The following is a 26,956-nucleotide window of genomic DNA, read 5'->3' as shown; positions in this document are numbered from 1 at the left end:
TAGAATTCTAGCTAGCTTATTATTTGGACTGTATAGCTTGTTCAATTACCCTTATATCTTTTCCATCTCCAAACTCTGTATACCCCCAGATGTTCGTTTCACCTCTATATTTATTTACAATAATATCTAAGTCATGGTATACACGATGTGCATAAACTACATACTCAATATTTTGAAGTTCCACACCTTTTTTTACAATTTCATAGCTTCTATTTACATCACGTTTTATTTTTTCATTCTTTATTTCTGTATGTATATTTTTTAAAGACGATTCTTGTTGTTGAAACCATTGTTTAAATTGGTTCCAGTCCCCTTCTGTATAATTCTCTGCTTTACCGTAATTTAAGAAATTATTATAACTTTCATGCGTCATACGAATAAAATCTAGCACTTTTGTCTCTTCTTGCGCATCTTCTATTTGAGCTATTGTACTTACCTCAGCAGGCTTATTCGCATAATGTAATAGCAATTTCATAAGACTATAGCTCGCAATGATCATTACGATAATAATCCCGAATACAATTAACAATTTCTTCATATACAGAACTCCTTCTCTACTAAAGATATTACAATGTATGACTATACTTGTAACATTCTCTCTTAGAAATATAATTCCTGTATAAATGCTTCCTATCATTTCGACAATATTTTTCTATACATTTCTCGTTGGTAAATGTTCTTGTAAAACAATGTACCCTTCATAAGCTGTGTAACCGAGTATAGCCATTAATCCGATATAACAAGCAAAGACTGTCCATTTTGTTTTCATATCAACTTTATAATAGTTTTCCTGTTGTCTCTTTTCTGTCTCCCATTCCTGTAATTTTCTTTCTGACATTTCAAATGCTTCTCTTATATGAATTGTATGCGTTTCTTTTTCATCTTCATATGGAACGTAATCAAGCGGCTCAAACTTTGGTAAAAGATGCTCTAACACTTCAATCTTTTGAAGTTCTCCTACTTTTAATTCCTTCTCTCTTTCTTTTTGCCTTAATATATTTATTTCATGTTGCATCATATATATATTTCGATGCACCGCACCTGTTTCTTTTAACTCCTCTTCAAGTCTTGCAACGTATTCTTTCATTCCATCAATTCTATATCCTAATTCCTTAATTGGCTCATCTCTCTTTATTACTCTATATAATTCCATACAGCCGATAATAAAAATAAATCCTCCCAAAATACTTTTAAAGTAAATGGCATAACCGAGCAATACAATAAGACCCGCTCCCCAAATCTTTGTACTTACAACTGAGATAATTCGTCCACCATCTAATGGAGAAACCGGAATCAAGTTAAAGAAGTTAATCATACTTCCAAGTAAAATAATTAATGCCCAAAATGGCTCTTTCGTTATTATATAAAGTGGAATCGCAGGTAAAAATGACAACAATCCGAAAAGAGGTCCCATGAAGGCGATGTAAGCTTCATCTTTTGCATTTTTCGGCATCTCTTTCATCCCAATAAGAGCGCCCATAAATGGAATAAATATTGCTGGCGATGTTGGTATACCTTTTCTTTTCGCAGCCCATAAATGGCCCATTTCATGAATAAACAACAAATAAATGAGCGCTACCCCAAATTTCCAACCATATATAACCGCGTATGCACCAAGTGATAGAAACATACTAAATACCGTTGAAAACTTTGCTAGTTTAAAAATTGCAAATACCCACTTTAACTTAGAAAGTAAAAATAGCCCTATTGCAACAATAATTCCCCATAATCCTTTTTTATTATTTTTCATATTCCTCTCCTTTATCTCTCATTAATGAATCATATTTATTCATCAAAACTATTCTTTTCTCTATTATGACATATTTTTTTCTATCGTTAGAAATAATGTTTATTTAATCCATTTTTAGCCAAAAATATAAATATAAATATAAGGAGGTGTTTGCAAATGAATTTACAATCTCTCATAATAGGCGCTCTATCGTTTTTAGCTTCAACTCTTATTTTTTATACCGTTAGTTACGTATTATTATTAGATTTGTTGCCCAATCACGTATTTATTGCCCTTGTCATCCTTTCCGCTCTTATGATTTCTTTTCTTATTACACGAAAATCAATGAATGAGCCATCTGCAAAAGCAAAGTAATAGAGAGGGGGTTTTTCCCCCTCTCTATTATCATTTCCTAGGAAAGGCCATATAAACTTTACTAATTACCTTCATCCCGATCCGTAAGGGCTAATTAAAGTTTTATTTTATCTTTGTAAATCCATTTTTTCACCATACTCTTTAACAATTTGAATGATATTTTGAAAAAAACCTATTTTTTCTTTTTTGCTATTTAATATTTTCAAATCATAATTTTCATAATATGTTTCTAATGACTTTAATTGTGATTCTGAAGCATCTTTTACCGGAACAGTAGCATGCAATTCATATTGTTTATACCCTTCCTTTACCTTTTCACCTGGAATTTTTTCACTCTCTTTAGCTCCAATTAATTTTTGAACTTTTTCTGGGAAAACGACTTGTAAATAATACTCTTGTTCCTTCTCTAACTTGTTGTATAGTGATTGTGAAATCGTATACCGCACCGTATAATTCACTTTTTGATCGCCTGCTTTAATATGAAACGCAGTAATCTGCAAATCTTTTTTTGTTACTTCCGTTAAAGGACCTACCTGCATCTCATCTTCTTTTTGTTCTGAAGCATTTGGAAATATAGCCAAAAGCTTTTCTGTATCTTTTTTATTCAGCATATACATAGCTTTTTTATATTGTATCCATCCTCTTCTGTCTTCTCCTCTTAGCCATGCATAATATGTTTCTTTTTTTCCACCCCTATTAATTTGTATTTCATATTCCGGTTCACCAAAACTACCTGTTACTTCTTGTTTTTCCGCTTTATCTATAATGTCTATTACTAACTTAGCTTCTGATTCCTGTAACTTTTTCTCTTTATGTTTTTTTTGTATAACGGTTACCCCTATCGTTTCTTTCACTTCATTCACCGTCTCTTCCACTTTTTTTGTTTCTTTTTTTTGCTCTACTTGACCACAAGATGCTAGTAACATAGCAAATAACAACAATACATATTTCCTTTTCAACTTAATCCTCCTTTTACAATAAGAAATTCTTATACTTTTCATATAAAAAACAAAAACGTGACACACTATAAAATACGCTATACTAAGTATTGAAAGGAGGTCTTTTTCATGTCCATTAATTTTCACGATGCAAATAATAAATACACATACGCACAGCGAAACGCCCATATTTCTTGGGGAGAAATGATAAAAAGTATTACAAATGTACAAAACAAGCAAATAATTGATATCGGCTGTGGTGGCGGGATTTATACGAAAGAACTTGCTCTTATGGGGGCAAAAAATGTCATTGGACTTGATTTTTCAAAAGAAATATTACAAGCTGCAAAAGAAAATTGTAGTGGCTTTCCAAATATTTCATTCATTCACGGTGATGCACATAGCGTCCCACATCCTAATGATACATTCGACATTGTTATTTCGCGCGCATTGATTCATCATTTACAAGACATTCCTACATTTCTATGTGAAGCTTCTCGTATATTAAAGAAAAACGGTGTACTTATTGTACAAGACCGAACCATTGAAGATTGTACAATTCCTGGAAGCCCCGAACACATTCGTGGATATTTTTTCTCTACCTTTCCAAAACTCATTGAAATAGAATCAAAAAGGCGGCCAAAAACCATCACGATACAGCAAGAATTACAAAAACATTTTCTTCACGTGTTCCCCTCTCAAACACAATGGGAAGTACGAAAAATACATGATTCTGTAGAAGCATTGCTACAAGATTTATCACCTCGAACAGGTCGATCTATTCTATATGAATTAACAGATCATGAACTTTCTCAACTTCTACAACAGATCCAGACCGCATTACAAAGTATCTCTCCTATTATCGAAAGAGATCGGTGGACAATTTGGAGCGCCATGAAATTGTAAGGAAGGAAGCCTCACAACATAATGTGAGGCTTCCTTCTTTCATAATCTAATTTTGCAACACTCTTGATATCCTCCACTTCTGGCCTGTGCACTTCCACACTTCGGACATACTAAATATCTAGACTGATTTGTCAACAAACTACCTTTTTGAAAGAGTAAAACTTCTGCTTGTTTAAACGAACGCGAATAATATAACCACATAAAACCAATTATAGCAATAATGCCAAATAATACTCCCATCGCAAGCATTCCAGTCACCTCTTTTGGTTTGTTCTTTCCAGCAAGTGGATTGTTGTATTATTCTCTGTAAATTCAAACAATACCTTCTTTACTCCTATAAATATCAACTTTCTCTATAAGTTTTACAATTCTCTACAAATTTTTACTCCCGTTTTACAATTCACCATTCCCTTTACAATAACGAATATCACATTCGATATTCCCATATATAAATATATCTTTCAAAAAAATGTTGACTTTCAAAAAAAAACATGTGACAATACTGTCAGAATACTTGAATAAAAATTCATTGACGAGAACGAGTACGTTATAGGACTGTCCCCCAGAGAGTTGGCGATTTGCTGAAAGCCAACGTTCAGTGCGTAACCGAAAATCATCTCCGAGAAGTAGAACCGAATGTTACAGTAAGTTCTTACCGGCTGTCCCCCGTTACAAGGAACACGTATCATGTTGTACGTTGTAAAGCCGTATACATATAGACTCATTTCTACATGTATAAATTAGGGTGGTATCGCGGGTAAATATAACTCGTCCCTTTCTTTAGGGACGAGTTTTTTGTGTTCTTACAAATGAATTTAAAAAAGGAGGAAAAACAATGAACACTGTATCAAAAAAACATATTTTTTTCACGGGTCTTATGCTATTTTCTTTATTTTTTGGGGCAGGTAATTTAATTTTCCCTCCCATGCTTGGACAAAATGCAGGTGAAAACTTTTGGCCGGCAATGATTGGATTTTTACTAACAGGAGTCGGTTTACCATTATTAACTGTTATTGCAATTTCTTTATCAGGAAACGGCATGCAACAACTCGCAAGTCATGTTCACCCATTATTCGGAATTTTCTTTACTGTAATTGTATACATCGCAATCGGTCCTTCTATGGGAATTCCACGCGTTGCAAATGTCGCTTATGAAATGGGTGTTAGTTCTTTCTTACCAGAAACAATTCGTTCTAGTAACCTAGCACTATTTTTATACACAGTCGTCTTCTTCGCTATCGTATTTTGGCTTAGTTTAAATCCATCTAAACTTGTCGATCGCATCGGAAATATTTTAACACCTATTTTATTACTCTCTATTCTCTTACTATTTGTTAAAAGTGTATTTACACCACTCGGGCAATCAGGACCAGCAATGCAAGAGTATCAAACTTCTCCAATCTTCAAAGGCTTTATGGAAGGATACTTAACGATGGATACCATTTCTGCGCTTGCATTTGGAATTATCGTTGTAAATGCCATTCGCTCTAAAGGTGTGAAGGATCGTAAATCCATTGCCATCGCAACAGCGAAAGCAGGACTTATTGCCGCTACTGGTCTCGTACTTGTATATGGTGCACTTGGCTGGCTCGGTGCAACTAGCGTCTCGCTCGGATATGCACAAAATGGCGGACAATTACTTACTGTTATCGTACAGCAATTATTCGGTCCATACGGTTTACTTCTATTATCTCTAATCGTTACACTCGCTTGTCTAACAACTTGTGTTGGACTTGTATCTGCGTGTAGTCAATATTTCTCAACATTATTGACTACATTTTCATACAAAATGTTCGCGAGTATCATTTGTGCATTAGGATTATTAGTTGCCAACTTAGGTTTAACGAAAATTATTGCCATCTCTGTTCCAATTCTACTTGTTGTATATCCAGTTGCAATTGTACTCGTTCTACTATCGTTACTTCATAAATATTTCGGTGGATATCGCTCTGTTTATGTAGGTGCTTTAATTGGAGCAGCAATCGTAAGCGTATTTGACGGATTAAAACAAGGTGGCATTTCAGTTTCATTTATCACACCATATTTTGAATTTATCCCTTTATATAATGAAGGAATTGGCTGGCTAATACCAGCATTAGCCGGGGCTATTATCGGCCTTACAATCGCTAGGTTAAGCGGTGCGAAAAAAGTTCCCTTAATAACCGATTCCCGCGAAGTAAAAGCATCCTAAAAAACTCCCGAAAGGGAGTTTTTTACTTTTGATAAGCAGTATGATTAAAACTGCTTATTTTATATGCTTTCGTATAATATTCGATATTTGTATCCACTGTTTCTACTTTGACAACATCGTAGCAATCTTCTTGCTTTACTAAAAATAAATAGTACTCTTCTGTCGCCTCAACAATTGCAATTTTATCTGTTTCAACATTATATTGTTCACAAAGCGCTTGTAATGCGTTCACATAATCCCCTAATTTTTTAGACTTATCCATGCCAAATATCGTTTGAACTAACATACACTCTCTCCCCTTTGTATGTATTGTTAACAACTCAATGATAACGCTTACATTCATTAACGTCAATAAAAAGATTTGGCGTAAACTAATAATCAGTGGAATAGCCCCTCCACTGATTAAAGTTTCACTTTATCATTTCGTCAATTGATGTCTAAACGCATAAATAACTGCCTGTGTCCGGTCACTTACATTTAGCTTATTTAAAATATTACTCACATGTGTCTTTACTGTTTTGAGGGCAATAAACAATTCATCTGCAATCTCTTGATTACTTTTCCCCTCTGCAATTAATAACAAAATTTCAGACTCTCTTTCTGTTAACTCCTCATGCAAAGGTTGTTCTTTCTTCTGACGCATACGAGACATCATTTTACCAGTAACTTTTGGCTCTAATACCGTTTCTCCATCATAAGTAGCTCGTACAGCGTCTGCTATATCACTTGCTCTTGATGTTTTTAATAAATAACTTGTCGCTCCAGCCTCAATAACAGGGTACAATTTCTCATCATCTAAAAAACTCGTTACAACTACAATTTTCGCTTCTGGCCATTCCTGAATAATAGCACGTGTTGCTTCAACCCCATCCATCTCATCCATGACAAGGTCCATCAAAATAATATCTGGTCTTAATTGCAGTGCTAACTCTGAACCTTTTCTTCCATTTTCAGCTTCTCCAACTACTTCGATATCTGGCTGCGTTGATAAATAAGCTGATACACCCATTCGAACCATTTCATGATCATCGACAAGTAACACTTTTATCATGATTCTCCCCCTCTCTCAATCATAATCGGTACTTTTACTTCTATTTGCGTCCCTTTAGCGGGGAAACTAAGTACTTTTAATGTCCCACCAATTTCATGAACACGCTCTTGCATTGATCTTAAACCATATGAACCAGCCTTATTCACTCCGACTTCAAATCCAACGCCATCATCAATAATTTTTAGAATTGCATATTGATCAATTTTCCGAAGACGTACTTCCGTTTTCTTCGCTTTCGCATGTCGTAAAGTATTGGATAAAGCTTCTTGCACAATACGAAATAAATGATCTTCTACACCTTTTTTCAATTCTATTGGCTCGATTAGCCATTCAATTTTCATATGTTGCTTTCGCGATAATTCCGTCAATAATTCCTCTATACCTTGTGTCAGTTTCTTACCTTCTAATTGTACAGGCCGTAAATGAAGAAGCAATGCTCTCATTTCTGATTGCGCATTTACAACCATATTTTCAACGAGCTGCAACTGCTTGTTTGTCGTTTCTGGAATTTCAGCTACTTGTTCATTAATAGCCGACATCATCATCGACATTGCAAAAAGCTGCTGACTTACAGAATCATGCAGCTCCCTCGCCAATCGATGCCTTTCTTGGGATATCGCTTCTTGTCTCATCTCTTCATTCCAATGAGCTCGTTCATTCGTTACTTTTTGAAAGAGTCCAGCTTGCTCCTCTAATCGACGAGCAAGACCGATTACTTTTCGTTCTACTTCATGAAATTCATCATCTGCAGTAAACGAAACATCGCTCGGAAAATTCCCTCGCTCCACTTCAAATAGAAAAGTATTTAATCCTTGTATACGCTGCTCTATATAGTAACCGATTGCATATCCTACAATTCCCCCGATAAGTAAACTTGTAGTCATAATAAACAAGCCAATTGGAACAGAAGCGATGGATTCCTTCCATAATAAATCATACACTTGTTGCTCGCTTTTCCATACATATACAATTGTACAAATGAGTGCAATACTAACGGAAGACAACATAGAATAACGAATATACATCCACGAAATATTTTTTTGTTTCTTCATTATACTTTCCTCACTTCCGTATCGCCTACGACAAGCGAAGAAATAATTTTAATACGACGAGGAGCTTCTTTATACTGCTCTGTTCTAAATGTAACATTACAATTAAATCCTGTCTCTTCATGTCCTGGCAGGAGCACACGTCCGACAATAACAGAATGATTTAAAGACAACTCAATATCATATGGCACGTATAAACGAATATTACCAACGATACCTCGGATAACAATTACCGTTTCTCCTTCTGGAATCATAGCAGTTGTTAAATCTATTTCCACATCACAAGCGCCATATTGAACATTAATATCCTCAAGTTCATAAATATGATCCATCATTCGTATATTCCCTACAAACATATTTTTTAAATATGGTTCTGTACGATATATTTGCTTCTCTTCGTCTATAATCCCTTTTTCTTTAATTTCAACCTTCATTGCTTTTTGCTGATGTCCTTGTTGAATCAGTTGATAACCAATTAAAGCTAAACAAGCAAATACGACAAGAACAAATGCTGCTGATGAAAATAAGAAGAATAGAAATACGATACCACCAACAAATAAAAATACATTTCCCCGTACGTAACGATTCTTCTTACGATAATGCCTTCCAAACATAAGCATAATAAATGCAAAAATGAGACCACCTGGTTCAAAATGTCCAAGTATCATATCAAGAAAAAGACCGAATCCAAATATGATGAGGAGCATCCCCATTAATTGTGTTTTTGAAAATTGTTTCTTCATTTCAGCTCCCCCCTTCTTGTTACATATACATAGAAGAAAAGGCATTGCTTTCCAACACCTTTTCTCCTATCACTATATCATAAGCCTGTTTTATAATATACTACTATTATTTTGTTAACTCTTTCGTTAACGATACATCATTCTTCTCTTTCATTTCACGCTCAAGCTTTGCAATCTTCATATCAAATGTGTCACGTTCATGCTCCTCATTTATACGAGATTCTAAGTCGCGAATATGATCTTCAATTTCTTCAAAGCGTAAGAACGGATTATTTTCATCCATTTTATGCATCGCTGTATTCATACGACGATTTGCATGTGCCATATTTTCACGTGCCATTAATTCCATACGTTTTGCGTGCATTTCTTTTAATTTATTTTTCATCTCAGCAAGACGACGCTCTAACTCATCAATTTGCTCTACAACACCTGCATACATTTCTTCTAATCGAGTTACTTGCCCTTCATAATACGCTACTTCTTGTAACGCACGCTCATGTAGTTGTAATTCGCCTGCTTCTTGAGCGACGATCGCTTGCTTTGATCTTTTATTAACGAAATAACGTGCTTGCTCAAGCTCACGAGCGAAATTAGATTTTAATGTTTTGTGGCGCTCAATTAACTTCTCAATTTTTGTTATTTCACGCTCACTATCGCGTAAATATTGATTTAACATCGCGATTGGATTTTTCCTTTCTTTCTCATCTAACACATTATGAAAATCTGCTAAAATTGCATCGCGTACACGTCCGAATAAAGATTGTTTCATTATAATCTTCCTCTCTTCTACTTTATCAATTTAATTTGGTTTTTATTAATTTTTTATTAGTTTTTCATTAACTTGTTCCACTCATCTTCAAAGTTGCTATATGGTTTAGAACTTTCTGGTGCAGAATCAACAACTACATTTTTTTCTTTTTTCCACTCACGGTATCCGTAGTATAAAACTACTAATGCTGCGATACCGATTAATGCTGGGGAATGAGAAAGGGCGATGGACAAGCCGATCAAACCAACAATACCCCAAGCTAACTTTCCAAAAAATGATTGTGCTCGCACAAATGATTTATAGCTCCAGTACACAACTCCTGCTCCAATTGCGAATCCTATAATACCAGCAAGACTGCCAAGAGCAATTAAAGCTAAAATACCAGCCGCGATAAACGCTAGAAATTGTTTCATCTTGTGCTTGCCTCCCTTCGATTTGATACTCTTATCTTAACTATTTTTTCACTTTTCCATAACGAGCTTAAGAACCGTTTTCGACTCAGACTTAAGACTGAGTTGCATTCAGCCTTTTGTAAAAATATGCGGTAGGATAGGATAATTCACTCTTTTATCGCAAAAAAAAGCCGTACAGAGAACATTCTCTGTACGGCTTTCGTTATTATTCATAAACTTCATTTTAAATTATGCTGTTTTGTGATACTCTTTCTTTCCCGCTACTTTAGAAAACTTCGGGAAACCAATTAATATAGAAATAATTCCACATACTCCAACTAAAATCGGATAAAACGCATATGGTAACAATTCAATCGGAGATAACGCCGCAAATCCTGCTGCCGTTAACATTTGCGCACCATACGGAATTAATCCTTGCACACAGCATGAGAAAAGATCTAATACACTCGCTGATTTACGAGGATCAATTTCATATTGATCTGCAATGTTTTTCGCAAGCGGACCTGTAAAGATAATAGAAATCGTATTATTTGCTGTACACATATTCGTCATACTCACTAAGCCAGCGATACCGAACTCTGCTCCTTTTTTTGAACGAATGTTACGCGTTAAAATATTCATTAAATATTGAATGCCACCATTATATTGAATCAGTTCGACCATACCGCCAATTAAAATAGCAAGTAATACTAACTCCATCATACCGCCCATTCCAGTCGTTACACTTTTAAAGAAACTCTCTAACGTGTAACTTCCATCTAAAAGACCTATAACGCCGGATAGTACAGTTCCACCAGTTAACACAATAAGTACATTCCAACCAAGCAATGCTGTAATAAGTACTCCTGCATACGGTAAAATCTTTATCCAGTCAAAGCTATGCGCTTTAATCTGCGTATCGCTTCCTAAAGTAACGATTACTAATAGTACAATTGTAATAATAGCTGCTGGTAATACAATTAAAAAGTTCGTTTTAAACTTATCTTTCATTTCCGTTCCTTGTGAACGTACAGCTGCGATTGTTGTATCTGAAATAAATGATAAATTATCACCAAACATCGCCCCACCAACAACAGTAGCCATCGTAAGTGCAATTGAGATATCAGTTTGTCCACTAATACCTACAGCAATTGGTGCTAATGCAGCAATTGTTCCCATTGAAGTTCCCATCGCTAATGAAATAAATGCCCCTATAACAAAAATTCCAGCTACAATAAATCCTTGCGGTAAAATGGATAACGCTAAATTAACTGTAGAATCAACGCCACCCATCCCTTTTGCTGTTTCAGAAAACGCTCCTGCCAGTACAAAAATCAGAACCATAATCATAATATCCGGGTTCCCTGCACCTTTAGCGAATCGTTCTACTTTTACATTAAAACTTTCTTTACGATTCATTGCTAAAGCGACTCCTACAGCAATTGAAATTGCTACAAGTATCGGCAATTTATAGAAATCACCTGTAATAATTCCAGAACCAATAAATAGCGCCAAAAATATCCCAAGTGGTAATAAAGCCAAACCATTTCCTCTCGTTTCTTTCAAAGTACCATCTCTCCCTAGTTTCAACCTTTTTCTAATGAATAACAAAAGACCTCTTCCAATGAGAAGAGGTCTTATACATCTATAAGAAACACTCTTCTCATCTTTCAAGCACATGCTTGCTGGATTTGGCACAGCACTCTGAAATCGAGTCCGCTGCCGAGGCATCGTAGGGCCAGTCCCTCCGCCTCTCTTTATAAGAAGGTTTCATATTTATTTTTTAATAATAATTTCTTCCCTAACTTTACTCGCTTACAAAACAAAAGTCAATTATTTTTTGTATAGATTTTTTTGGTAATTATACAAAAATTTGAATACAACAATCATTTTAACTTTTTGATTTCTTTTTCCAATATTGCAATCCAATAAAATTCACTCTTTTTTATTGCAGCTATTATCCATTTCGTAGTGTACCAAGCTAGCTCATACTCTTCTTTTGTAACATCGCCACTTTTATAAGCATCCTCTAGCTCATCTTCATCCAATACATACATCTTACCATTCGGTAATAACACTACATCTAAATATAAATCATCAAAATACGGTAAACCACGGTCGTCTATTTCATATTCTTTCGCCACATCGATATAATATTGCACTAATTTTTTCTGACCATCTAACATAGCTGTAATCGCAAAGTTTTTCCCGTTTATGAAATATTGAATCCACGTATACTGATCCGCTGCAATACAAAGTTCTTCACCATCATATTCTTTACAACTAGGTTCTCTCACCTTTTTTATTTCCAGTATTCCTAGCATTCCCTCTTCTACTTGCTTAACCCTATAATTTTTCTCTATTAGTCGCTTCCACGAAGAACCGTCACCATACTTACGTTTCATTACGTCCGCTTCCCTTCTATATAGAAAAGCTCCCACATATTATGTGAGAGCTTGTTCAAATTATAATTAAGCTGCTTGCTTATTAGAAATTTCTTTCAAATAAGCTTGTCCTTTTTCAGCGTCATACTGACCTTCCCACTTAGACATAACTACAGCTGCTAAAGAGTTACCTACAACGTTAACTGCTGTACGAGCCATATCTAAAATACGGTCAATACCAGCGATGAAGGCTAAACCTTCAGGTGGAATACCTACTGTACCAAGTGTCGCTAATAATACAACGAATGATACGCCTGGTACACCTGCGATACCTTTTGATGTAACCATTAATACGAGTAATAATGTAATTTGTTGTGTAATAGATAAATCAATACCGTACATTTGTGCTAAGAAAATAGCCGCAATTGCTTGATATAAAGTTGATCCATCTAAGTTAAATGAATAACCTGTCGGAATAACGAAAGATGTAATTGCTTTCGGACAACCGAACTTCTCCATTTTCTCCATGATTTTCGGTAAAACTGTTTCTGAACTTGCTGTAGAGTACGCTAAGATCAGTTCGTCTTTCAAAATCTTAAAGAATTGGAAAATGTTAATTCCAAATATTTTCGCTGTAAGTCCTAAGACAACTACAACGAAGAAGATCATTGCCCCATATACGACAATTAGTAATTTCCCTAATGGAATTAATGACGCAAGACCAAATGTAGAAACTGTAACACCGATTAGCGCAAATACACCAAATGGTGCAAATTTCATAACCTGGTTCGTTACGTAAAACATTGCATCAGCTACACCTTGGAAAAATTGAAGAACCGGTCTTCCTCTTTCACCAATTGCTGCGACACCTAAACCAAATAATACAGAGAAGAAGATAATAGCAAGCATATCTCCGTCAGCTAATGACTTCATAATGTTCGTTGGAACAATATTTACAAATGTATCTGCAAATGAATGACTTTGCACTTGCTCTGTCGTATGTGTATATTTCGAAATATCTGTCTTCGTTAACTGATCCATATTTACGCCTTTTCCTGGTTGGAAAATATTCGCAATTAATAGACCGACAATAATTGCAATTGTTGTAATAATTTCAAAATAAAGAATTGTTTTTCCGCCTAGTCGGCCCAGTTTTTTTACATCACCAACACCAGCAACCCCAACAACAATACTTGCTACAACAATTGGTACAACGATCATTTTAATTAATCGGATGAAAATATCACCAATTGGTTGTAAATATTTCACAACCGCTGGATTATCAAAGAAAATCGCCCCAACTGCAATACCAAGCGCAAGTCCTATTAATATTTGCCATGCAAGTCCTATTCTTTTCATATTTGTTGTAACCCCCTCTTCGATGTGTCACTCTATCTCTCATTCTATCTCTATAAAAACATGAAATTAAGAGTATTACATATTATTCGACAATTCACTACATTTTGTCCCTGTTAAAAATCATAAATCAAAATTTTAAATCTGACAACAAAATAAGTTTGCCCGAACGCAAATAATTTTCTTGACAAAAACAAAACCCATGTCAGAAAACCTCACATGAGAACGATTCCTTATCAGTGTTTTATTGGATTCCTATCTACTATTTTACTATATAAAACAAATATATTTTCCCTTTATTTTACAATAAAATCCAAAAAATACATCCTTGTTGAACGAATAAAAAAGTGCATCCAACATGACAATTATCATTAAAAAATGATAAATTCCGACAAAACTTAGCAATTTTATAAAATTTTCTTTACATTATGGTTACAACGATAGACACTCTTCTTCTTATGATATATAACATTCATAGGGAAAGGAGCCAGACAACCATGAAAAAGAAATTTGCAGCGTTCAGTGTTTTAGCAGCAGGAACGATTTTTGTTTCTCCGTTTCTTTCACCCGCATACGCTGAAACGAATCAAGATAAATTATCTAATATTCAATCTGAATTAGAAGGAAAACAAAATGACTTACAAAATAAATCAGCCGAGAAAGAACAAATAGAAAAGGAAATTCAAGAATTACAAAAGAAAATCGACGACCTAACTACTTCTATTAATAAAAACGAAGCTGAATTAAACGATACAAAAAAAGAAATTAGTAAAACACAACAAGTAATCGCTGAAAAAAAGAAACATATAGAGCAATTACAAACAAACATAGATACGCGTCAGGAAGTTATTAAGCAACGTTTACAATCTATGCAAGAAAAACCTCGTACAAATATCATTACAGAGGTATTAACAAATTCTACAAATATTGCTGATCTTGTTGATAATATGTACTCTGTAAGTTTAATTTTAAACAACGATACAGATATTGTGAAAAAGCAAACAACTGACCAAAATGCTGTAGCAACTGAAAAAGAGGCTGTTGAGAAAAAAGAGCAACAATTAAAAGAATCCGAGCAAAAATTAGAACAAAAACAGCAAGAATTACAAAATAACCAACAACAGCAGCAAAGCTTTATTAGCGATCTACATACGAAAGTAGCAAAAGTAGATTCAGAGATTGAAGGATTAGAAGAATCCAAAGGTATTTTAGAAAACCAGCGTCAAGCTGTTCAAAAAGCAATTGAAGAAGAAAAGCGTGCCGAAGAGGCTCGTAAAGCTGAGGAAGCTCGCAAGGCAGAAGAAGCTCGTAAACAAGCTACTACATCTGCTCAAACAGCTCAAGCAGCTCCAACACCACACGATACAAATATTGGCGGGTTTATTAAGCCGGCAGCTGGATCAAAAACTTCTGGGTTTGGCGTGCGCTCTATAGATAACCATAAGGGAATCGATATCGCAGCTTCAGGAACCGTTCCAATTATTGCCGCTGCTGATGGCGTTGTTATCCGCTCGGAATTATCATCTAGTTACGGAAACGTTGTGTACTTATCTCACCGTATAAACGGAAAAACATATACGACAGTATATGCTCATATGAGTAGCCGTTCTGTATCAAATGGACAAACCGTAAAACAAGGCACTCAACTTGGATTTATGGGGAACACTGGCCAATCATATGGACAACATTTACACTTCGAACTTCACCTTGGAGAATGGAATGTCGGCAAGACAAATGCAGTTGATCCATCTCCTTATATCGGATTATAAAAAAACTCGGTGCATACCGAGTTTTTTTATTTCCACTTCACACACTATAGGCATTCCACATAGACTACAACTACATGCCTATATTTTATGAGGTGAATCATATGAATACACAATTACAACAAAAAATAGAAGAAGCTAGAGAAACTTACATTGGCCGAATATTTACATTTGGCGGCTCAGCATTATTTTTAATCGGATCATTTATCGCAGTCGTCACAGCCTATAAAGCGTATAATCGTTTATTAAATACACCTACTACATAATAAAACGACGGAGATTTCTCCGTCGTTTTATTATGCAAACATTTTAAATACGCCTATCGCATTTAAAAATACAATAATTACAGTTACTGGAATAACATAACGAAGCAAGAAGAACCAAATATTAAATAATGTTTTCCCTTTCGTTTCCGTAACTTCTAATTCTTTCATTAACATCTCTTTACTCATTTTATTTGGTACGAATAGCGAAATGGCTAGTACTCCGAGCGGCAGTAATACATTACTTACCGAAAAATCGACGAAATCAAAGAATGTCTTACCAAATATTTTCACATCACTCATAATTCCAAACGATAATGCTGACGGGATTCCAACTGCAAAAATAAGAATACCAATTAATAATGATGCTGACGGACGCTTCTTCTCATTACCTTTCGCAACAGATGCTACTACAATTTCAAGCATTGAAATTGCTGATGTTAAAGTCGCAAAGAAGAATAAAATTAAAAACATAACAAAGAAAAATTGTCCAAATGGTATTTTTGCAAATACTGCCGGAAGGACGATAAACAGTAATCCTGGCCCTTCAGTCGGCTTAACGCCTAATGCGAAAATCGCTGGGAAAATTGCTAATCCTGCAAGTACTGTAACAAAAACAGTTAAACTTACAATAGATGTTGCTGATTTCGCTAAATGTTCTTCTTTCTTCAAGTACGAACTATACGTGACCATTACTGAGGCACCTACTGTTAGTGAGAAGAACGATTGTCCCATCGCGTATAAAATCGTATCTGCTGTCAGCTTTGAGAAATCTGGTTTTAAGAAGAACTCTACCCCAGCCATAGCACCATCAAGTGTTAACGCACGAATAATGATAGCAATAAATAAAATGAATAATAGCGGCATCATATACTTACTTGCTTTTTCTATTCCTTTCTCGACACCTTTACTTACAACAAAAATAGTGCAAAGCATGAAGATAAATTGCGCTCCAATCGCGCTTACTGGATTTGAAATCGTTTCACCAAACAATTTCCCGTAATCAACAACACCATTCCAGAAGCTTCCTGTAATACTATAGTATAAATACAGTAAAATCCATCCACCTACAACACTATAAAAAGAGAGTACACTAAAACAAGTTACAACTCCCATACGACCAATCCAAGGATATACTTTACTATTTGGTACTAGTACTTTATAAGCTGTAACCGCCTCTTTTTGAGTGCTACGTCCAATAACAAACTCCGCTAATAGTAAAGGCATACCTATAAATAAAGTTAATAGTAAAAATACAAGGAAGAATGCGCCTCCCCCACCATTACCTGCAACATATGGAAATTTCCATATGGCACCAAGACCTACTGCGGCTCCGGCTGCTGCGAGTACAAAGCCTATTTTCGACGTCCATTGCTGTGTTTCTTTCATCATAAATTCTCCTTTTCTGAATATTTAAACTTTTGTTAATTATACACTTTCATTTCATACTCGCACACCTCCTTTAGAAAATAAAAAAGTCCCCTACACGCAAATATGCATGTAGAGGACGATATATGTAATGTAAATACCGTGGTACCACCTCAATTGGATTGATAAATCCCACTTGTTCAAGTACAGGAAAACTCCGATACTCTATCCTTTTAACGGCGGAACCCGGGTTGCCTACTACAATGTTCAACATACCTCTCGCAAGCCCATTCTGTATATTTTATCGTACCGGGCTCCCACCTTATCCCAGCTCTCTGAACGTATCAAATATACATACTCTTCTTGCTCATCGATTTCATTTATTGAAGTTACTTGTGATTATAAATTATATTTTTATAGTTGTAAAGTACAATTTATTCATTATCCTATATGAACTCTTCTCTCTAATTCTTGTAAAAACAATTCTCTTTTTTGTTCATTTTGAACATATATCGACTTTAATACTTCTTGCAACAATATATTTCTCTCTCTTTTCTCTATTTGTAATTCTTTCACTTTTATTCTAACTTCGTATAAAAAATCAAGATACGATCCATACGCCTCATCATATTTATTTGCGATATCATCACGAATTTTTTTTGCCAGTTTCGGACTTGCTCCTCCAGTAGAAACAGCCACATTCAGTAATCCACGATGAATTGCCGCCGGAAAATGAACATTGCCACTTTCCGGGTTCGTAATAACATTTACTAACTGATTCTCTGTGCTATCTTCAGCAATTTGTTCATTTAATACGGCATCACTACTCGCTGCAACAACTAAAAAAGCACCTTGAATATCACTTTTTTCATACTCCCTTTGATACCAACGAATTTGCTTTTCTTCCACTAGTTTCACTAAATTCGCATCCAATTCAGGACTTATCACAACTATATCCGCACCTTGTTTTAGTAAAGGAATAATTTTGAATCCCGCGACTTTTCCTCCACCAATGACAACAACACGTTTCTTCTCAACTCGCACTGTAAGTGGATACATATTGATCTCCCTTCAATAATTTCTTCGTTTTCTGAATTAACATATATTGAAACGCTTCATTCTTTCCTAAATACGGACTTATTTTTATCTCATCCGACTCATATTGGCGCACTTCTTTTTCAATATGTTTCATAAGTAAACCTGTAAATAATAAGTAAGGCAGTACAACGATATTCTTTTCTTTTCGTTCAACAACTTCCTTTAACTTCTCCTCAAATTTCGGCTCGGCAGCCGCTAAATAACAAACCTCTACTTTTTTAATGTTCTCTTCATGTTGAAATAAAGAAGCAATCCAGTTTATATCTCTTAATACTTCAGGATCACTACTCCCTCTTGCAACGAGAAGTAGCGTCACTTCATTCTTATCTTCCTGTTCAATGCCACTTCCGCTATACACCGATTTCACAAGTGTTTCTGATACTCCAAACGGGTTACCGTAGGTCAATTTAACATTCGAAAATTGATTATTTAACTTTTCCAATTCAAACGGTATATCTTTTTTCACATGACCTGCCGCTAATAAAAAAACTGGAATAACAATAATCTCTGTAGCACCACGCTTCACACATGTACGGAACCCTTCATCAATCGTTGGACTCGCTAACTCTAAAAAACAAACTTCTTGAATACTTGCCTCTACACGGTTCATGCATGACGTTATAAATGCAACCGCTTCTTCTTTAGCTGCTTTCAAACGACTTCCATGACATATATATAAGATGGCTTTCATTTTATAACACTCCACTTACTTGATAGGTACTTTCTGTCTGTTTCTCAAACCAATGGATTTTTTCTCTAAAACGGACCACTTCTCCAATTACAATCATGCTCGGATTTTGAATTTGTTCTTTTTTTGCAACATCCACAATTGTTCCTAACGTCCCAACAACTGTGCGCTGCATTGATGTCGTTCCCCGTTCAATAATAGCAGCAGGTGTACTTTTGTCTTTTCCATGCTTCATCAGTTGTTCACATATGTAGGGTAAATTGCTAACCCCCATATATACAGCTAAAGTCTCTACACCTTTCGCTAAATTTTCCCACTTCACTTCTTCTTCAGCACCTTCTTTCCTATGCCCTGTCACAATAGCAAAACTTGCACTTGCATCACGATGTGTCACTGGAATGCCAGCATAAGCAGGAGCAGCTATTCCAGCTGAAATACCAGGAACGATTTCAAATGGTACACCTTGCTTTGCTAACGCTTCAGCTTCTTCTCCTCCTCTACCAAATACAAATGGATCGCCGCCCTTAAGTCTCGTTACAACTTTTCCCTTTTTCGCATATTTAATAAGAAACGTGTTAATCGTCTCTTGCTTCATCGTGTGATAATTTGGTAGTTTTCCGCAATAAATTAAATCTGCTTCAGGCTTTGCGTATGAAAGTAACTCTTTATTCACGAGACGGTCGTATAAAATAACGTCTGCCTTCTCAATACATTTCAACCCTTTCACAGTAATTAACTCTGGATCACCAGGACCTGCACCAACGATATAAACCTTCCCCATCATCTCTCCTCATTTCTACTATTAAAGTGAAACTTCCATCCTTATATACGAATGGAAGTTTTCATTATTTCGTATTACCTTTTCCCTACTCATGAATAACAAATGCTGCACCTTTTCGAATCTTCTTTTTTTCAAATAGGGAAATCTCCTTTACTTCTGGTAACGGTAAAAAATGCTTTTCAAGCTCTATCTCCGCGAGATTAAATGCCTGTTCTTCACTTTGAGCAACAACAACAATCGGAACAATACTATTTACTAACACAGCTTCAAATCGATATAAATCCATATTGTCCCTCCTAAGACGCTATTACTTCTTCTAACACAGTATTTAACGCTATTTGTAATGTCTCTATACCAACACGGCCGACAAAATCATAAAACGTTTCAGCTGGTAATTTATTCTCTTTGAAATAGCTTATAAATGATGCAAGTACATCAGGTAGATCCTCGCCATCTATTTTCCCTTTTAACTTTTGATTGTAAGCACCGCCATCTAACAATGTTCCACCTACGTATATTTCAAATGCTTCAACAATTCCTTTTTCCTTCGTTTTCATTTTCACCCCTTGTAATCCAATGTCAGCAATTTGACGTTGACCACATGAATTCGGGCACCCTACCATATGAATACGAACCGGAACATCGAGTGCAATTTGTGTATCTAAGTATTCGGCAATTTTTCGCAATCTTTCTTTCGTTTCTACTAAAGCAAGATTGCAATATTCAATACCGGTGCAGGAAACTGCATGACCAATAAACGATTTTGGACTTGCTGATATGGCTTCAAACAACGGCTCATTTAGTAAACCCGTCACATTTTCTGGCGGAACATTCGGAATAATGAAGTTTTGCGAATTACATGTACGAATCTGTCCATTTCCATACTGCTTAGCAATTCTTGCAATCTCAAACATTTCTTCTGCATGTAGACGTCCTACCGGCACATTAAAACCTACATATTTTAGTCCATCTTGTTTTTGATCTTGAACACCATAAAAGTATCCCGCATTCCATCCTTTGAGAGCACTTTCTCCTTTACTTTGCAATGGTCCTATATACTCTATTAGTTTTTCTTTAAATTTCTCTGCTCCCCAGTCTGCAACTAGAAATTTCAAACGGGCTAAATGACGTTTTTCGCGGTATCCAAAATCACGGAATATCGTAGCAATCGCAATTGCTACCCCCTTCACTTCTTCTGGTAAAACGAATACATCTAATTCATCAGCTAAATATGGACGAGCTGATAATCCACCGCCTACTTTTATATGAAAACCAACTTTTTTCTCACCATCTATTTCTTTCGTAGCAGGTGTAAATGCAACACAGTTAATCTCTGCGTTTGCTGAATTATAAATGTTAGAACTAATAGACATTTTAAATTTACGCGGTAAGTTAGAAAACTCTTCATTATGTTGGAAATAATCATATACCTCTTTCACAATACCCGTTGTATCAAACAGTTCATTTGCATCAATACCAGCAAGTGGATTCCCTGTAATATTACGCGTTATATCACCACACGCCCCCGCTGAAGATAACCCAACTCTTGCTAATCTTTTAAAAATATCTGGAATTTGATGAATTTCTAACCAATGAAACTGAATCGCCTGTCTTGTCGTAATATCTATTACGTCACGCCCATAATCCTCAGCGATAGAAGCAAGCACTTCTGCCTGTGCATTCGTAATAATCCCTGAAGGAATATTTACACGCATCATAAAATATCCAGCTTCTTTCGGTCTTTGTAAATATAACCCTGCCCATTTGAATGCGTCCCACTCTTCTTTCGGAATAGATTCGAAGCCATTCTCTGCATAGTAAGGAATATCATTAAAGATTTCCAATCCATCTTTTTTCAATTTATTTTTCTCAGTCTGATTTAATTTTTCATTGTTAGCCCATACTTTTTCATAACTCATTTTTTATCCCCCTATATAAAACTACGCTCTTGTAAGTACTTCACGATTTGTTCTGCACATTCTTCAATAGAATACTTGTGCGTTTCTACAATTAACTCTGCTTTCTCTGGCTCCTCATACGGTGAATCAACACCAGTAAACTCTTTAATATCACCCTGTCTTGCCTTTTTGTATAACCCTTTTGGATCACGTTTTTCACACTCTTCAATTGGACATTTTACAAACACTTCTATAAACTCATCTGCCGCTAATAGATCTCTAACTTGTTTTCGGTCTACTCGAAACGGTGAAATAAACGCTGTAAGAACAACAGTACCTTGATCTACAAATAGCTTCGCCACCTCACCAATCCGTCTTATATTTTCCATACGATCACTTTCAGAAAAACCTAAGTCTTTATTTAAACCGTGGCGTACATTATCTCCATCTAGTACATAGTTTCCAATATTCTTTTCAAATAGTTTACGAGCAACCGCGTTCGCCACCGTAGATTTACCTGAAGCTGATAGACCAGTAAACCAAACTACAAAACTATGATGCCCATTTCTTACTCTTCTCTCATCTTTTGAAACAGATGCTGTATGCCAAGTAATATTCGTATCCATGTCATTCTCTCCCTATTCTGTTACTACTTCTTTTTTCAAACCTTTAATTAGCACTTCCACTACTTCTTTACGACTAAATGTACTCGGCGGAACCTCACCGTTTCTTAATAGTTCTCTTACTTTCGTACCTGATAAAATGACATGCTCCTCTTTTCCGTGTGGGCATGTTTTCGTCGAAGCCATCGCTTCACATTTCGTGCAGTAAAAGCTATGTTCAAAAAATAACGGTGTAATCCCTAACTCTTCCACTGTAAAGTTTGTAAAAATTTCTTGTGCTTCATAAGTCCCGTAATAATCTCCTACTCCTGCATGATCGCGCCCTACGATAAAGTGGGTGCATCCAAAATTCTTTCTGACTAATGCATGGAATATCGCTTCCCTCGGTCCTGCGTAACGCATTGCTGCAGGAAATACACCTAAAAAGACACGATCTTTCGGATAATAGTTTTGAAGTAATACTTCATAGCTTTCCATCCTTACATCAGCAGGAATATCGTCCGACTTCGTTTCCCCAACGAGTGGATTTAAAAAGAGACCATCTACAATTTCAAGGGCAGATTTTTGAATGTATTCATGGGCACGATGTACCGGATTTCTCGTTTGAAATCCAACCACTGTTTTCCAACCACGTTTTTTAAATTCTTCTCTCGTTTCAATTGGATCTAAATGATAAGAAGGAAACGGATTATTTTCAAAGCGTTTTGTAAGAATAATGGCTCCCCCGACATAAACGTTCGGTCGTTCATATAATTTTTTCACTCCTGGATGAGCCTCATCCGTCGTTTTATACACAAGTAACGCTTCTTTTTCCTTGTCAGGTACAAAAATATCTTCTATTTGAATGACACCATATACATTTTCAGCATTAACAAGTTTTACTTCCTCTCCAGCTTTCAGACTCTCTGCTACTTCTTCTGTTACTGGTAATGTAATCGGTATACTCCATACGCTCCCGTTTGCTAAGCGAAGTGTTTCTACGACCGAATCATAATCTTTCTTTCCTAAAAAACCAGTAAGTGGGCTATATGCCCCTGTCGCTAATAGCTCTAAATCACTTAAAGCAATGTTGTCTAGTTCAATTTCTTTTTCGATTTGTGATAAGTCGTACGTCTCGTCTATACGATTTATTAATTCGTTTCTTGTACTCATTTTCTATTTCCTCTCTTAGCTTTATTTTCAAATTCATCTTATTGGTAATGAAGACCACATTCTGTTTTCGCTTTCCCAGACCACCTACCATCTCTCGAATCGCCACCCTCACCTACAGGTAACGTACATTTCTCACACCCAATACTTGGATATCCAACATCATGCAGCGGGTTATACGGCAAGCTATGTTTGTATACATATCGCCAAACTTCTTTCCACGTCCAATGAATAAGTGGACAAACTTTAATAGATTGAAAGCGATGATCTTGATTTATAAACTTTGTATGCTTACGCGTTTCTGATTGTTCCCTCCTTAAGCCCGATATCCACGCTTTTTCCGCTGCTAATGATTTTTCTAACGGTAAAATTTTTCTAATTTTACAACAAAGGTTCGGATTACTTTCCCATAATTTCTCACCATGCAACTTCGCTTGTTCATCAAGCGTAAGTTCCGGCTGTTTTTCTATAATATTCAATGAAGGAAATCGTTTCCGCACTTTTTGAATTAATTCATACGTTTCTTGAAAATGAACATTCGTATCTAAAAATACAACTTTAGCAGATGGATTTACTTGGTTTATAAGATGCAGCAATACCATCCCTTCCACTCCGAAGCTACATGCGTATACAATTTCACTTTTATATTCTTTATAAGCCCAACTTAATACTGATAGCGCGCCTTTCGTTTCATCTTCTTCTGAAAATGAAACATTATTTTCTTCCCACGTTTCATACGTCAACATGTTCTTTCCCCCTGTAAAAGCAAAAAGACGGTTTTAACCTAATATAATAGGTTAAAACCGCCTCTAGTTTTTCTAGTCAGCGCTTTTTACTTTAAACGTACCTTTTCACTTTTCTCTAATTGAATGACTTTCCCATCTTGCACAACAATTGTAATTGAACCATATTTCATATCAGCAAGCATCGCTTGAATTTTCTCAGATACTTCCTCAAAATGTTCCCGTACACTCACGCGAACAGCCCCCCTTTTTATTCATAAAAAAAATCTTTCCCATTTCGAAAAGACTGTTCGGTAATATATTTTACCTTATCTTTCAAAATGGATTCCATTTTGCTGGATTTAGCACCTTGCTTTCTATAAGCAGGTTGCCGAGCTTCGTCGGGCCAGTTCCCTCCGCTTCTCTTGATAAGCTTTGTATTTGTATTTTATCACAATTCTGATTTTTTTCAATCCTAGTTTTCCGATATATTTTAATTATTTTATTTTATAAAAAAGGAATTGCCCATCCGAACAACTCCTTTTTCCTCATTTAAACAAGTTCTTTAATACGTATGCGATCGTTCCCAATAATATTTTCATATGTTTCACGCTCTACAACAATTTGTGATGTGCCGCCCTTCGCGAAGACGACAGCTGGTCTACGAATCCGATTATAATTATTCGCCATCGAGTACCCGTATGCCCCTGTACAAGAAATTGCTAGTAAATCGGCTGAAGCAACTTTCGGTAGAGTAATATCCCAAATTAACATATCTCCACTCTCACAGCACTTCCCAGCAATCGAAACAAGTTCCTCATTCTCATCATTCCCTCGATTCGCTAACATCGCTTCATAACGAGCGTTATATAAAGCAGGTCTTAAATTATCAGTCATCCCACCATCCACTGATACATATTTCCGAATACCAGGAATGTCTTTCACAGATCCGACTGTATAAATTGTCGTTCCAGCATCCCCTACAATACTACGGCCTGGTTCAACCCATATTTCTGGCAATGGATAATTACATACCGTAAATTGTTCCCTCACCGCACTTGTTACAGCTCGCACATATGTCTCAAGAGTTAATGGTGTATCTGACTCTGTGTAGCGTATTCCGAATCCTCCGCCTACATTTAGCACTTTTACTACATAGTTTGTTCGCTCTCTCACTTGTTCTAAAAATTGACGAAGAACTTCAATCGCTCGCACAAAGCCGGCCGTTTCAAATATTTGTGATCCGATATGTGAATGAATCCCTAACACGTTATAATTTGATTTTTGTAAAGCAATCTCAATCACTTGCATCGCTTGACCATTTGACACGCCAAATCCAAATTTCGAATCATCTTGGCCTGTTGTAATATATTCATGTGTGTGCGCTTCTACTCCGGGCGTTACACGAATTAATATGTTCACAAATTTCCCATGTTGCACTGCTAAATCATGCAAAATTTCTAATTCCAAGAAATTATCTACGACAAAACAACCAATATTCGCCTGAAGAGCCATCACAATTTCTTCTTCTGTTTTATTATTTCCGTGAAAATGAATGCGTGATGCCGGAAATCCTGCTTGCAGCGCAGTATATAATTCTCCTCCAGAAACAACATCTAATGACATATTCTCTTCACGAGCCATTCGGCACATCTCCATGCACAAGAACGCCTTGCTTGCATATGCTACTTGATAAGAGAAACCACTTTCTTTAAACGCACGATGAAACGCGCGGCACTTTCCTCGAATTGACTCTTCATCGTATACATAAAGTGGTGTTCCGTATTGTTTTGCTAGCTGCGTCGTATCGCACCCTCCAATTTCTAAGTGTCCTTGCCCATTGATTCGGCTTGTGCCGTGTAAATACATTTGAATTCCTCCCTTATTTCCTCTAAAACTCATAACCCCAATCTTCTATTCATTGCAGCACGCTTTTAGATAGACAAAAAACGCGCGGAACAATGTTCACACGCGTTTCTTATTAGGAAAAATATATATTGAAAAAATAAACGAGTTGTTATCTCCTCAAAATAAGAAACCGCATCAACATCTCCAAATAGCTCTCCATAAAAGAAATATTATGACAGTACTACATTTATTCAATGTAGTCCCAATATATGAATAAGATGGTTATTCTTATATTTCGGCAATAGTCCCTTTCAACCTATGATCACAGATTCCATTAAATCTCCCATAGCTTACTCTTTCCTATCGCGGCCTCTACCTTTGAGAGTAGATGAGGTAAGTCTATTTAATTTTCAAACATCTAATTGTTGCTATTAACAATACCAAAGGACCATTTTATTTGTCAAACAATTTTTTATATTGTTTTTTTACAGTTTAATTTCGTATCATTTGGTAAGCGCTTTACTGAAATCTTTGACACTTCCCATTCGCCTTCTTCATTATTAAATGTAATCGTTACCTTCTCAAATGGTGGAGCAATTTTCCCAGCAACTCGTTCATACTTCGTTACTTCAATACTTGCTTGAAATAAATATGTACCGCTATACACTTTTTTTAAACTAATAATTTTAGGACATTGATAAGGCTTCAAGCTCCCATATTGTTTTTCAATTGCTTTATTTATTTTCGGAAATAAAACAGAATAAAGGGCATCTTCCATAAGAGGTGCATCATATTGGGCTACCGACACACTCGGTGAAGCAAAAAGTATAACACTACTGCATACTATAAAATATAATAATTTTCGCATT

Annotated in this window: 30 protein-coding genes, 3 riboswitches and 2 other annotated features; of the genes, 5 read left to right on the top strand and 25 right to left on the bottom strand. The window is 35.8% G+C overall.

Features of this window, described 5'->3' with window-relative positions; genetic code table 11:
* Nucleotides 1–19 precede the first annotated feature (19 nt).
* The gene (locus QCI41_RS25905; protein ID WP_000734812.1) at nucleotides 20–538 is read right to left on the bottom strand and encodes a hypothetical protein; all 519 of its coding nucleotides are present in this window, start codon (nucleotides 536–538) and stop codon (nucleotides 20–22) included.
* 114 nt (nucleotides 539–652) lie between these two features.
* Nucleotides 653–1,750, bottom strand: a complete 1,098-nt coding sequence (locus tag QCI41_RS25900; RefSeq protein WP_075308733.1) for a site-2 protease family protein — start codon at nucleotides 1,748–1,750, stop codon at nucleotides 653–655.
* Between the two features lie 156 nt (nucleotides 1,751–1,906).
* On the opposite strand from QCI41_RS25900, the gene QCI41_RS25895 reads away from it, so the two are divergent.
* Entirely contained in the window at nucleotides 1,907–2,104 is a 198-nt protein-coding gene (locus tag QCI41_RS25895; RefSeq protein WP_001053356.1) for a hypothetical protein, read from the top strand.
* Between the two features lie 107 nt (nucleotides 2,105–2,211).
* On the opposite strand, the gene QCI41_RS25890 is transcribed toward QCI41_RS25895, so the two are convergent.
* Nucleotides 2,212–3,063, bottom strand: a complete 852-nt coding sequence (locus QCI41_RS25890) for a YhfM domain-containing protein (protein ID WP_353836315.1) — start codon at nucleotides 3,061–3,063, stop codon at nucleotides 2,212–2,214.
* Nucleotides 3,064–3,171: 108 nt separating this feature from the next.
* On the opposite strand from QCI41_RS25890, the gene QCI41_RS25885 reads away from it, so the two are divergent.
* A complete protein-coding gene (locus QCI41_RS25885) occupies nucleotides 3,172–3,948 on the top strand; it encodes a class I SAM-dependent methyltransferase (RefSeq protein ID WP_353836316.1) in 777 nt (258 codons plus the stop codon).
* Between the two features lie 39 nt (nucleotides 3,949–3,987).
* On the opposite strand, the gene QCI41_RS25880 is transcribed toward QCI41_RS25885, so the two are convergent.
* Nucleotides 3,988–4,197: a hypothetical protein gene (locus QCI41_RS25880; RefSeq protein WP_000880630.1), complete on the bottom strand. Its 210-nt coding sequence runs from the start codon at nucleotides 4,195–4,197 to the stop codon at nucleotides 3,988–3,990.
* A gap of 271 nt (nucleotides 4,198–4,468) precedes the next feature.
* Nucleotides 4,469–4,727 (top strand) — a binding site (T-box leader).
* Between the two features lie 56 nt (nucleotides 4,728–4,783).
* Between QCI41_RS25880 and brnQ3 the strand changes: the two genes are divergently transcribed.
* The gene (brnQ3, locus tag QCI41_RS25875) at nucleotides 4,784–6,139 is read left to right on the top strand and encodes a branched-chain amino acid transport system II carrier protein BrnQ3 (protein ID WP_353836317.1); all 1,356 of its coding nucleotides are present in this window, start codon (nucleotides 4,784–4,786) and stop codon (nucleotides 6,137–6,139) included.
* 22 nt (nucleotides 6,140–6,161) lie between these two features.
* On the opposite strand, the gene QCI41_RS25870 is transcribed toward brnQ3, so the two are convergent.
* The 9 genes from QCI41_RS25870 to gltP form a co-directional block, all read right to left on the bottom strand.
* Nucleotides 6,162–6,482 carry a DUF3922 domain-containing protein gene (locus tag QCI41_RS25870; protein WP_113732318.1) on the bottom strand — a complete coding sequence of 107 codons (321 nt, stop codon included), beginning with the start codon at nucleotides 6,480–6,482 and terminating at the stop codon, nucleotides 6,162–6,164.
* Between the two features lie 75 nt (nucleotides 6,483–6,557).
* On the bottom strand, nucleotides 6,558–7,190 hold the full coding sequence (locus QCI41_RS25865; protein ID WP_000598709.1) for a response regulator: 633 nt from the start codon (nucleotides 7,188–7,190) through the stop codon (nucleotides 6,558–6,560).
* Nucleotides 7,187–8,242: a sensor histidine kinase gene (locus QCI41_RS25860; RefSeq protein WP_000744323.1), complete on the bottom strand. Its 1,056-nt coding sequence runs from the start codon at nucleotides 8,240–8,242 to the stop codon at nucleotides 7,187–7,189. Before QCI41_RS25860 ends, QCI41_RS25865 begins: the two co-directional genes overlap by 4 nt.
* Nucleotides 8,242–8,982, bottom strand: a complete 741-nt coding sequence (gene liaF, locus QCI41_RS25855) for a cell wall-active antibiotics response protein LiaF (RefSeq protein WP_353836318.1) — start codon at nucleotides 8,980–8,982, stop codon at nucleotides 8,242–8,244. The genes QCI41_RS25860 and liaF overlap by 1 nt, the downstream gene beginning before the upstream one ends.
* A 106-nt stretch (nucleotides 8,983–9,088) precedes the next feature.
* A complete protein-coding gene (locus QCI41_RS25850; protein ID WP_353836319.1) occupies nucleotides 9,089–9,751 on the bottom strand; it encodes a PspA/IM30 family protein in 663 nt (220 codons plus the stop codon).
* 56 nt (nucleotides 9,752–9,807) lie between these two features.
* Entirely contained in the window at nucleotides 9,808–10,164 is a 357-nt protein-coding gene (locus tag QCI41_RS25845; protein WP_000808634.1) for a lmo0954 family membrane protein, read from the bottom strand.
* 228 nt (nucleotides 10,165–10,392) lie between these two features.
* The gene (locus QCI41_RS25840) at nucleotides 10,393–11,709 is read right to left on the bottom strand and encodes a Na+/H+ antiporter NhaC family protein (protein ID WP_353836320.1); all 1,317 of its coding nucleotides are present in this window, start codon (nucleotides 11,707–11,709) and stop codon (nucleotides 10,393–10,395) included.
* Nucleotides 11,710–11,803: 94 nt separating this feature from the next.
* A riboswitch (SAM riboswitch) is annotated at nucleotides 11,804–11,909 on the bottom strand.
* A gap of 120 nt (nucleotides 11,910–12,029) precedes the next feature.
* Nucleotides 12,030–12,548: a ribonuclease FAU-1 family protein gene (locus QCI41_RS25835; RefSeq protein ID WP_353836321.1), complete on the bottom strand. Its 519-nt coding sequence runs from the start codon at nucleotides 12,546–12,548 to the stop codon at nucleotides 12,030–12,032.
* A gap of 66 nt (nucleotides 12,549–12,614) precedes the next feature.
* Complete coding sequence (gene gltP, locus QCI41_RS25830) at nucleotides 12,615–13,886, bottom strand: glutamate/aspartate:proton symporter GltP (protein ID WP_000821129.1); 1,272 nt, start codon at nucleotides 13,884–13,886, stop codon at nucleotides 12,615–12,617.
* A gap of 494 nt (nucleotides 13,887–14,380) precedes the next feature.
* Between gltP and QCI41_RS25825 the strand changes: the two genes are divergently transcribed.
* Nucleotides 14,381–15,652 carry a murein hydrolase activator EnvC family protein gene (locus tag QCI41_RS25825; RefSeq protein ID WP_048561375.1) on the top strand — a complete coding sequence of 424 codons (1,272 nt, stop codon included), beginning with the start codon at nucleotides 14,381–14,383 and terminating at the stop codon, nucleotides 15,650–15,652.
* A gap of 101 nt (nucleotides 15,653–15,753) precedes the next feature.
* On the top strand, nucleotides 15,754–15,915 hold the full coding sequence (locus QCI41_RS25820) for a hypothetical protein (RefSeq protein WP_165502242.1): 162 nt from the start codon (nucleotides 15,754–15,756) through the stop codon (nucleotides 15,913–15,915).
* A gap of 30 nt (nucleotides 15,916–15,945) precedes the next feature.
* Here the strand turns inward: QCI41_RS25820 and QCI41_RS25815 are convergent, their stop codons facing one another.
* The 12 genes from QCI41_RS25815 to QCI41_RS25760 all read right to left on the bottom strand — a co-directional run bounded on the left by QCI41_RS25815 (nucleotide 15,946) and on the right by QCI41_RS25760 (nucleotide 26,955).
* Nucleotides 15,946–17,301: a sodium-dependent transporter gene (locus QCI41_RS25815; RefSeq protein ID WP_048561376.1), complete on the bottom strand. Its 1,356-nt coding sequence runs from the start codon at nucleotides 17,299–17,301 to the stop codon at nucleotides 15,946–15,948.
* Between the two features lie 111 nt (nucleotides 17,302–17,412).
* Nucleotides 17,413–17,660: a binding site (T-box leader), on the bottom strand.
* Between the two features lie 61 nt (nucleotides 17,661–17,721).
* Nucleotides 17,722–18,339: an NAD(P)-binding protein gene (locus QCI41_RS25810; RefSeq protein ID WP_000283336.1), complete on the bottom strand. Its 618-nt coding sequence runs from the start codon at nucleotides 18,337–18,339 to the stop codon at nucleotides 17,722–17,724.
* Entirely contained in the window at nucleotides 18,314–19,069 is a 756-nt protein-coding gene (locus QCI41_RS25805; RefSeq protein ID WP_353836322.1) for a sirohydrochlorin chelatase, read from the bottom strand. The genes QCI41_RS25810 and QCI41_RS25805 overlap by 26 nt, the downstream gene beginning before the upstream one ends.
* A gap of 1 nt (nucleotide 19,070) precedes the next feature.
* A complete protein-coding gene (gene cobA / locus QCI41_RS25800) occupies nucleotides 19,071–19,847 on the bottom strand; it encodes a uroporphyrinogen-III C-methyltransferase (protein ID WP_046955250.1) in 777 nt (258 codons plus the stop codon).
* A gap of 85 nt (nucleotides 19,848–19,932) precedes the next feature.
* Entirely contained in the window at nucleotides 19,933–20,133 is a 201-nt protein-coding gene (locus QCI41_RS25795) for a DUF3906 family protein (protein WP_353836323.1), read from the bottom strand.
* Nucleotides 20,134–20,143: 10 nt separating this feature from the next.
* Nucleotides 20,144–21,766, bottom strand: coding sequence for a nitrite/sulfite reductase (locus tag QCI41_RS25790; RefSeq protein ID WP_353836324.1), 1,623 nt, complete (start codon nucleotides 21,764–21,766; stop codon nucleotides 20,144–20,146).
* An 11-nt stretch (nucleotides 21,767–21,777) separates the two neighbouring features.
* A complete protein-coding gene (cysC, locus tag QCI41_RS25785) occupies nucleotides 21,778–22,371 on the bottom strand; it encodes an adenylyl-sulfate kinase (protein ID WP_048561381.1) in 594 nt (197 codons plus the stop codon).
* A 12-nt stretch (nucleotides 22,372–22,383) separates the two neighbouring features.
* On the bottom strand, nucleotides 22,384–23,520 hold the full coding sequence (gene sat, locus QCI41_RS25780; RefSeq protein ID WP_353836325.1) for a sulfate adenylyltransferase: 1,137 nt from the start codon (nucleotides 23,518–23,520) through the stop codon (nucleotides 22,384–22,386).
* A 38-nt stretch (nucleotides 23,521–23,558) separates the two neighbouring features.
* Nucleotides 23,559–24,263: a phosphoadenylyl-sulfate reductase gene (locus tag QCI41_RS25775; RefSeq protein WP_353836326.1), complete on the bottom strand. Its 705-nt coding sequence runs from the start codon at nucleotides 24,261–24,263 to the stop codon at nucleotides 23,559–23,561.
* An 86-nt stretch (nucleotides 24,264–24,349) separates the two neighbouring features.
* Entirely contained in the window at nucleotides 24,350–24,493 is a 144-nt protein-coding gene (locus QCI41_RS25770) for a YezD family protein (protein ID WP_000116163.1), read from the bottom strand.
* Between the two features lie 72 nt (nucleotides 24,494–24,565).
* Nucleotides 24,566–24,674, bottom strand: a riboswitch (SAM riboswitch).
* A 117-nt stretch (nucleotides 24,675–24,791) separates the two neighbouring features.
* A complete protein-coding gene (lysA, locus tag QCI41_RS25765; RefSeq protein WP_353836327.1) occupies nucleotides 24,792–26,108 on the bottom strand; it encodes a diaminopimelate decarboxylase in 1,317 nt (438 codons plus the stop codon).
* 180 nt (nucleotides 26,109–26,288) lie between these two features.
* Nucleotides 26,289–26,470: riboswitch (Lysine riboswitch) on the bottom strand.
* Nucleotides 26,471–26,559: 89 nt separating this feature from the next.
* Entirely contained in the window at nucleotides 26,560–26,955 is a 396-nt protein-coding gene (locus tag QCI41_RS25760) for a DUF3888 domain-containing protein (protein WP_001228833.1), read from the bottom strand.
* Nucleotide 26,956: the final 1 nt, after the last annotated feature.

Source organism: Bacillus cereus group sp. MG4 (genome assembly GCF_040460055.1).
GTDB classification, from domain to species: Bacteria; Bacillota; Bacilli; order Bacillales; family Bacillaceae_G; genus Bacillus_A; species Bacillus_A wiedmannii.
The sequence above is the reverse complement of the archived record's forward strand: the minus strand, read 5'-3'. Positions and strand labels throughout refer to the sequence as shown.

What these genes read in the sequence shown, in the direction of transcription:
- QCI41_RS25905 (WP_000734812.1), bottom strand. Translation starts at nt 538, where the DNA reads ATGAAGAAATTGTTAATTGTATTCGGGATTATTATCGTAATGATCATT.
- QCI41_RS25900 (WP_075308733.1), bottom strand. Translation starts at nt 1,750, where the DNA reads ATGAAAAATAATAAAAAAGGATTATGGGGAATTATTGTTGCAATAGGG.
- QCI41_RS25895 (WP_001053356.1), top strand. Translation starts at nt 1,907, where the DNA reads ATGAATTTACAATCTCTCATAATAGGCGCTCTATCGTTTTTAGCTTCA.
- QCI41_RS25885 (WP_353836316.1), top strand. Translation starts at nt 3,172, where the DNA reads ATGTCCATTAATTTTCACGATGCAAATAATAAATACACATACGCACAG.
- QCI41_RS25880 (WP_000880630.1), bottom strand. Translation starts at nt 4,197, where the DNA reads ATGCTTGCGATGGGAGTATTATTTGGCATTATTGCTATAATTGGTTTT.
- brnQ3 (WP_353836317.1), top strand. Translation starts at nt 4,784, where the DNA reads ATGAACACTGTATCAAAAAAACATATTTTTTTCACGGGTCTTATGCTA.
- QCI41_RS25870 (WP_113732318.1), bottom strand. Translation starts at nt 6,482, where the DNA reads ATGAATGTAAGCGTTATCATTGAGTTGTTAACAATACATACAAAGGGG.
- QCI41_RS25865 (WP_000598709.1), bottom strand. Translation starts at nt 7,190, where the DNA reads ATGATAAAAGTGTTACTTGTCGATGATCATGAAATGGTTCGAATGGGT.
- QCI41_RS25860 (WP_000744323.1), bottom strand. Translation starts at nt 8,242, where the DNA reads ATGAAGAAACAAAAAAATATTTCGTGGATGTATATTCGTTATTCTATG.
- liaF (WP_353836318.1), bottom strand. Translation starts at nt 8,982, where the DNA reads ATGAAGAAACAATTTTCAAAAACACAATTAATGGGGATGCTCCTCATC.
- QCI41_RS25850 (WP_353836319.1), bottom strand. Translation starts at nt 9,751, where the DNA reads ATGAAACAATCTTTATTCGGACGTGTACGCGATGCAATTTTAGCAGAT.
- QCI41_RS25845 (WP_000808634.1), bottom strand. Translation starts at nt 10,164, where the DNA reads ATGAAACAATTTCTAGCGTTTATCGCGGCTGGTATTTTAGCTTTAATT.
- QCI41_RS25835 (WP_353836321.1), bottom strand. Translation starts at nt 12,548, where the DNA reads ATGAAACGTAAGTATGGTGACGGTTCTTCGTGGAAGCGACTAATAGAG.
- gltP (WP_000821129.1), bottom strand. Translation starts at nt 13,886, where the DNA reads ATGAAAAGAATAGGACTTGCATGGCAAATATTAATAGGACTTGCGCTT.
- QCI41_RS25825 (WP_048561375.1), top strand. Translation starts at nt 14,381, where the DNA reads ATGAAAAAGAAATTTGCAGCGTTCAGTGTTTTAGCAGCAGGAACGATT.
- QCI41_RS25820 (WP_165502242.1), top strand. Translation starts at nt 15,754, where the DNA reads ATGAATACACAATTACAACAAAAAATAGAAGAAGCTAGAGAAACTTAC.
- QCI41_RS25815 (WP_048561376.1), bottom strand. Translation starts at nt 17,301, where the DNA reads ATGAAAGAAACACAGCAATGGACGTCGAAAATAGGCTTTGTACTCGCA.
- QCI41_RS25810 (WP_000283336.1), bottom strand. Translation starts at nt 18,339, where the DNA reads ATGTATCCACTTACAGTGCGAGTTGAGAAGAAACGTGTTGTTGTCATT.
- QCI41_RS25805 (WP_353836322.1), bottom strand. Translation starts at nt 19,069, where the DNA reads ATGAAAGCCATCTTATATATATGTCATGGAAGTCGTTTGAAAGCAGCT.
- cobA (WP_046955250.1), bottom strand. Translation starts at nt 19,847, where the DNA reads ATGGGGAAGGTTTATATCGTTGGTGCAGGTCCTGGTGATCCAGAGTTA.
- QCI41_RS25795 (WP_353836323.1), bottom strand. Translation starts at nt 20,133, where the DNA reads ATGGATTTATATCGATTTGAAGCTGTGTTAGTAAATAGTATTGTTCCG.
- QCI41_RS25790 (WP_353836324.1), bottom strand. Translation starts at nt 21,766, where the DNA reads ATGAGTTATGAAAAAGTATGGGCTAACAATGAAAAATTAAATCAGACT.
- cysC (WP_048561381.1), bottom strand. Translation starts at nt 22,371, where the DNA reads ATGGATACGAATATTACTTGGCATACAGCATCTGTTTCAAAAGATGAG.
- sat (WP_353836325.1), bottom strand. Translation starts at nt 23,520, where the DNA reads ATGAGTACAAGAAACGAATTAATAAATCGTATAGACGAGACGTACGAC.
- QCI41_RS25775 (WP_353836326.1), bottom strand. Translation starts at nt 24,263, where the DNA reads ATGTTGACGTATGAAACGTGGGAAGAAAATAATGTTTCATTTTCAGAA.
- lysA (WP_353836327.1), bottom strand. Translation starts at nt 26,108, where the DNA reads ATGTATTTACACGGCACAAGCCGAATCAATGGGCAAGGACACTTAGAA.
- QCI41_RS25760 (WP_001228833.1), bottom strand. Translation starts at nt 26,955, where the DNA reads ATGCGAAAATTATTATATTTTATAGTATGCAGTAGTGTTATACTTTTT.